We start from the raw sequence: 5,331 nt of genomic DNA, 5'->3' as shown, positions 1-5,331 counted from the left end.
TCGTAGAGCGGTTCGGCCGTGGCATTGATGTCGGGACGGGTGGCCTCGGCGCGGGCAATCGCGGCGTCGGTCAGTTCGACGGCCGAAACCTCGCCCTTGCGGACCAGATTGGCGAGGCCGGTGGCATCTTCTTCCCAAAGGATCCGTTCGACCGACATGCGCGCTCCCCCATCAATGAAGGCAAGCTAGCCAGTGGCAATTCCATTGGCAATCGACCGACGGATCCGGGCCGGCGACACACAAAAGCTTAGGCGTGCACAAGGTTATTTCCGTCGTTGCAAATACATGGCAATCGCCTAATTTGCCTGCAATGACGCCGCAGGACATCACCAAGCTGATCGTTCGGACTTCGATGAAGGATCGGGCCGCGTTCGATCTGCTTTACCGGCAGACCAGCGCGAAACTTTTTGGCGTCTGTCTTCGTGTATTGAACGACCGGGGAGACGCGGAAGAAGCGCTGCAGGAAGTCTTCGTCAAGATATGGACGAAGGCCGACCGTTTTGCTGTTTCCGATCTAAGCCCGATCTCCTGGCTGGTGGCAATCGCGCGCAATCATGCGATCGATCGCATCAGAGCGCGGCGCAACCCCGCCGCCGACATCGATGCCGCGCTCGACGTGGCCGATCCGGCGCCGGGGCCTGAAGCGATGGCGGTGGCGGGCGACGAATCCGAACGTATCCACCATTGTCTCGATGAGCTGGAGAAGGACCGGGCAGCAGCCGTCCGGGGCGCCTATCTCAAGGGCGAGAGCTATGCCGAACTGGCGGAGCGCCATGGCGTGCCGCTGAACACGATGCGTACATGGCTGCGCCGCAGCCTGTTGAAACTCAGAGAATGCCTGGAAAGATGACGCTGGCAGAAGACACAGGACCGGAACGTGGAGGCGACGACCTGCTCGCCGCCGAGTACGTTCTCGGCGTGCTCGATGCCGACGAACGCCAGATCGTCTCTCGCCGCATCGATGCGGATACGGTTTTCGCCCGTCTTGTCGAGGACTGGGAGGTCAGGCTCTCACCGCTTGCCGCCGCCTTTCGGGAAGTCGAGCCGCCGGTTTCGGTGAAGACCGCGGTCGACCGCCGCCTGTTCGCTACCGCTGCCGCGGTGAGCAGGCCCGCCGAAGTGCGCGGCGGCCTTTGGTCCAGCCTGGCCTTCTGGCGCGCCCTTGCCGCAGCCGCGGTTGCGGCACTGGCGATTTACATCGCCGTGCCCGTCTTCAACCCGCCGCTCGAGCAGCCGCAGGCGCGCCTCGTCGCTTCGCTGGCCGCCGAAGGCAGCGACGTCAGATATCTTGCCGTCTACGACGCCGCGCATCACGAAGTCGGCCTGTCGCATGTCTCCGGTGAGCGTGCTTCCGGCAAGGACTTCGAGCTGTGGATGATCGAGGGCAAGAACCCGCCGGTCTCGATGGGCGTCATTCCGACCGGTGCTACGGCACATATCGTCGTCTCGCCGGCGGCCCAGCAGAAGCTTGCCCAGGGCGCGGTGCTTGCCGTCAGCCTCGAGCCGTCGGGCGGTTCGCCGACCGGACAGCCGACCGGACCGGTGGTTGCCGCTGGCGACCTGAAGAGCATCTGACCGGCTCTTCACCTGAAAAATCACAACAGACTATCATAAGTCTATCCTTCGCTGAACATGCCCATAGACAGCATGTCGGCAGGCGGCCGATGGCTCGGGAAATCCCTCTGCGCCGTGGATAAAATCAAGAATCACAATATTTCTGAAACTCGGGCGAGTTTGTTCCGTATCTCCTCGCGTCCCCAAGAATGGGAAGAGAAAAACCCGAGGAGTTCGACATCATGCGTAGATACGCCACCCTTTTGCTCGCCGGTACGATCGCCGTTTCGGCCCTTGCCACCGCCGCCTACGCCGAAAACCCGATGGTTGGCGGCGCCGCCATGTATGCCAACAAGAACATCGTCGAGAACGCCGTGAACTCGAAGGATCACACCACGCTGGTCGCCGCCGTGAAGGCCGCCGGCCTTGTCGAGACGCTGCAGGGCGCCGGTCCGTTCACCGTGTTCGCGCCGACCAACGAAGCCTTCGCAGCCCTTCCGGCCGGTACGGTCGAGACGCTGCTCAAGCCAGAAAACAAGGACAAGCTCACCAAGATCCTGACCTGCCATGTCATCGGCGCCAAGGCGATGGGAGCAGATGTGGCCGCGATGGCCAAGGCTGACGGCGGCACCCACAAGGTCAAGACGGTCGGCGGCTGCGAATTGTCGCTCAAGGCCGACGGCGGCAAGGTCACGGTCACCGACGAGAACGGCAATGTCGCCAATGTGACGATCGCCGATGTCGAACAGTCCAATGGCGTCATCCACGTCATCGACAAGGTTCTTTTGCCCAAGATGTAACAAGGGGCTTGCTGCCGGCGAACTGACGGCAAGGACCCTCCGTCGATTGCACGATCCCGCTCCCGTGATCCGCAATTGGCCCGTGCACTTCGCGCCCGCCTGCATTCGGATGTGGGAGGGCGCGGAGTGTTCGTTCGAGGGGCTACCGTCACCGGCTTTTGATTTCCGCGCGGCGGTGTAGTTTGGCAAAAGGACATCAGGAGGAACTGGTCATGAACCGTCGCGACTTTCTTTTGAGCGGTGCCGCCGCCATCGGCGTGATCGGGGCCGCGGCAACGATGCTGCGCATGGGCGATCCGCAGGCAGCACAAGCGGCCGAGAGCTTCGAGGTCGTCAAGACCGACGCCGAGTGGAAAGCCATCCTGTCGCCGGCCGCCTTCGACGTGCTGCGCAAGGAAGGCACGGAGTACCCCGGCACCAGCCCGCTGCTCAACGAACACCGCAAGGGCATTTTCGCCTGTGCCGGCTGCGACCTGCCGGTCTATTCGTCGGAGACGAAATTCGATTCCGGCACCGGATGGCCGAGCTTCTGGCAAGAGATCCCCAAGGCGATCGGCACGACCGTGGACAGGTCGCTCGGCATGACGCGTACCGAGGCACATTGCCGCCGCTGCGGCGGCCATCTCGGCCATGTCTTCGACGACGGTCCGGCGCCGACCGGCCTGCGCCACTGCATCAACGGCGTCGCGCTGACCTTCAAACCGGCCACGGCCTGAGTCCATAGACCCGAATGCAAAAAACTCCGGGCTTGCGGCCCGGAGTTTTTTACGCGGTCAGAGCTTTTCGGGCGTGGACTGGAGGAGCTTCCCGAAACCGCTGCCCACGTATCCTTGTCTTGTCGCAATCTCCAAGGGAAAGCGCTGCGCGCTTTTCCCGGGAAAACCGCCTTACACTTTTCCTGGAATTGCTCCCTATCAGTGCCCCCCACCGCCGCCGCCACCCGGTGCGGCCGGCTTGCGGATCAGCATGGTGAACAGGCCAAGCGTCGCAAACAGCACCGTCAGCATGAAGAACACGTCCATGAAGGACAGCAACGCCGCCTGCTGCTGGACCATGCCAGACAACTTGGAGATCGCAGCGCTTGTCGCATCGAGGCCGGGGGTCTGCTCGAAATTGCGGGTCATGTTCTGCAGCTTGGTCTGCGCGGCTTCACTGCCCCATTGCACATGCTCGGAGAGCCTTGCGTAGTGGAAGGCGTTGCGGTCGATCAGCACGGTATTGATCAGCGCAAGGCCGACGGCACCGCCAAGGTTGCGGGTGAGATTGAACAGGCCGGACGCGTTCTTCAGCCGCTCGGGCGGCAAGGTGCCGAGCGCGATGTTGTTGATCGGAACCATGCACAGCATCATCGAACAGCCGCGCAGGATCTGCGGGATGAGCAGCTCATAGAAATCCCAGTCGGCGGTCAGATGCGTCATCCACCAGGTGCCGGTGGCGAAGCCGAAGAAGCCGATCATCATCATCAGGCGCGGGTCCATCTTGTTCGACAGGATGCCCGAGATCGGCGCGGTGAAGAACATCGCCAGGCCGCTGACGAACAGAGCCTCGCCGATCATCATCGAATCGTAGCCGCGGATGCGCCCGAGGAACACCGGGTAGAGATAGGTCAGGCCGTAGAGACCGATGCCGATGACGAACGAGAATAGCGAGCCGAAGGCGAAGTTGATGTTGGTGAAGGCCTTCAGGTCGACGATCGGCTCCTCGGCGGTGAATACGCGCCAGAAGAACAGGACCGCGCCGACGGTCATGACGACGGCGCAGATGAAGACGCCCTGGTCCTGCAGCCAGTCATTGTTGGGGCCTTCCTCGAGCACATATTCCATGCAGCCCAGGAAGGCCGCCATGCCGGCGAGGCCCCACCAGTCGAACTTGCTGAACAGCTTGAGGTTGGGCTTGTCGAAGTCGATCAGCATCCAGGCCGCCGTTGTCACCAGGATGCCGGGCACGACATTGACCAGGAACAGCCAATGCCAGGACATGGCATGGCTGATATAGCCACCGACGGTCGGGCCGATGGTCGGCGCCAGCGTCGCCACGAGGCCGATCATCGGCGAGACGACGGCGCGGCGCGAGGGCGGGAAGATGGTGAAGGCAGCGGCAAAGACGCTCGGTATCATGCCGCCGCCGATGAAGCCCTGGACGGCGCGGTAGACGATCATCTGGTCGATGTTGGTGGCGGTCGCCGCCAGCGCACTGGCCGCGGTGAAGCCTGCCGCCGAGATGGTGAACAGCACGCGCGTCGACAGCATCCGGCTGAGAAAGCCCGACAGCGGGATCATCACCACTTCGGCGATCAGGTAGGCGGTCTGCACCCACGGAATTTCGTCGGAGCTGGCGCTCAGGCCGGCCTGGATCTCCGACAGCGAGGCGGAGACGATCTGGATGTCGAGGATGGCCATGAACATGCCGAACACCATCGCCAGGAAGGCGATGACGCGCCGCGTCGAAATGGTGTCAGGCACAGCCGGCCTCGCCGGCGGCGCTCCTGCTGTCAGGGTTGCGGTTGCCATGGCATTGCTCCCCGGCCGCCGCTCAATTCGACGCTGCCACTGACGCCGACCCGGATGGGGCGGCGCGGCTGTCGACGGCGACGACGACGCTCAGGCCGGCGCGCAGCTTACCGCTCTTCAGCGCATCGGCCGGCACATCGATGCGGACCGGAACGCGCTGCACGACCTTGGTGAAGTTGCCGGTGGCGTTTTCGGGCGGCAGCAGCGAGAACACGGCACCCGAAGCCGGCGCCAGCGACGAAACGGTTCCCTCGAAGTCCTGGCCGTCGGTCGCATCGACCGAGATCCTGACCTTCTCGCCGGGAACCAGCCGGGCAAGTTGTGTCTCCTTGAAGTTGGCGACGATGTAGAGCTTGTCCATCGGCACGATGACGGCGAGCTTCTGGCCGGGGCTGACAAGGTCGCCCTGCTCGACCGAGCGGTTGCCGACGATGCCGTCATATGGCGCCTTGAGCACGGTGAAGGAA

Annotated in this window: 6 protein-coding genes and 1 pseudogene; 4 read left to right on the top strand and 3 right to left on the bottom strand. The window is 63.3% G+C overall.

Annotated elements, in window-relative coordinates:
- Positions 1-158 (bottom strand): annotated as a pseudogene (locus tag ENZ75_RS35180) (amidase); the annotation flags it as partial.
- Between the two features lie 152 nt (positions 159-310).
- Between ENZ75_RS35180 and ENZ75_RS19545 the strand changes: the two are divergent.
- The 4 genes from ENZ75_RS19545 to msrB all read left to right on the top strand — a co-directional run bounded on the left by ENZ75_RS19545 (position 311) and on the right by msrB (position 3,070).
- Positions 311-850 (top strand): sigma-70 family RNA polymerase sigma factor, encoded by a 540-nt coding sequence (locus ENZ75_RS19545; RefSeq protein ID WP_063169719.1) that lies wholly within the window; start codon positions 311-313, stop codon positions 848-850.
- Entirely contained in the window at positions 847-1,575 is a 729-nt protein-coding gene (locus ENZ75_RS19540) for an anti-sigma factor (protein ID WP_128278254.1), read from the top strand. The genes ENZ75_RS19545 and ENZ75_RS19540 overlap by 4 nt, the downstream gene beginning before the upstream one ends.
- Positions 1,576-1,796: 221 nt before the next feature.
- Entirely contained in the window at positions 1,797-2,354 is a 558-nt protein-coding gene (locus ENZ75_RS19535) for a fasciclin domain-containing protein (RefSeq protein ID WP_013528492.1), read from the top strand.
- A 212-nt stretch (positions 2,355-2,566) separates the two neighbouring features.
- A complete protein-coding gene (gene msrB / locus ENZ75_RS19530; protein ID WP_013528493.1) occupies positions 2,567-3,070 on the top strand; it encodes a peptide-methionine (R)-S-oxide reductase MsrB in 504 nt (167 codons plus the stop codon).
- A gap of 198 nt (positions 3,071-3,268) precedes the next feature.
- On the opposite strand, the gene ENZ75_RS19520 is transcribed toward msrB, so the two are convergent.
- Both ENZ75_RS19520 and ENZ75_RS19515 read right to left on the bottom strand, forming a co-directional pair.
- On the bottom strand, positions 3,269-4,864 hold the full coding sequence (locus tag ENZ75_RS19520) for a DHA2 family efflux MFS transporter permease subunit (RefSeq protein WP_063169717.1): 1,596 nt from the start codon (positions 4,862-4,864) through the stop codon (positions 3,269-3,271).
- A gap of 22 nt (positions 4,865-4,886) precedes the next feature.
- A partial coding sequence (locus tag ENZ75_RS19515) for an HlyD family secretion protein (RefSeq protein WP_164887873.1) occupies positions 4,887-5,331 on the bottom strand: 445 nt, incomplete at its 5' end.

Source organism: Mesorhizobium sp. M7A.F.Ca.CA.002.04.1.1 (assembly GCF_004022805.1).
GTDB lineage: Bacteria > Pseudomonadota > Alphaproteobacteria > Rhizobiales > Rhizobiaceae > Mesorhizobium > Mesorhizobium ciceri.
Note: the sequence above shows the minus strand (reverse complement) of the source record. Positions and strands in the feature narration are given on the sequence as shown.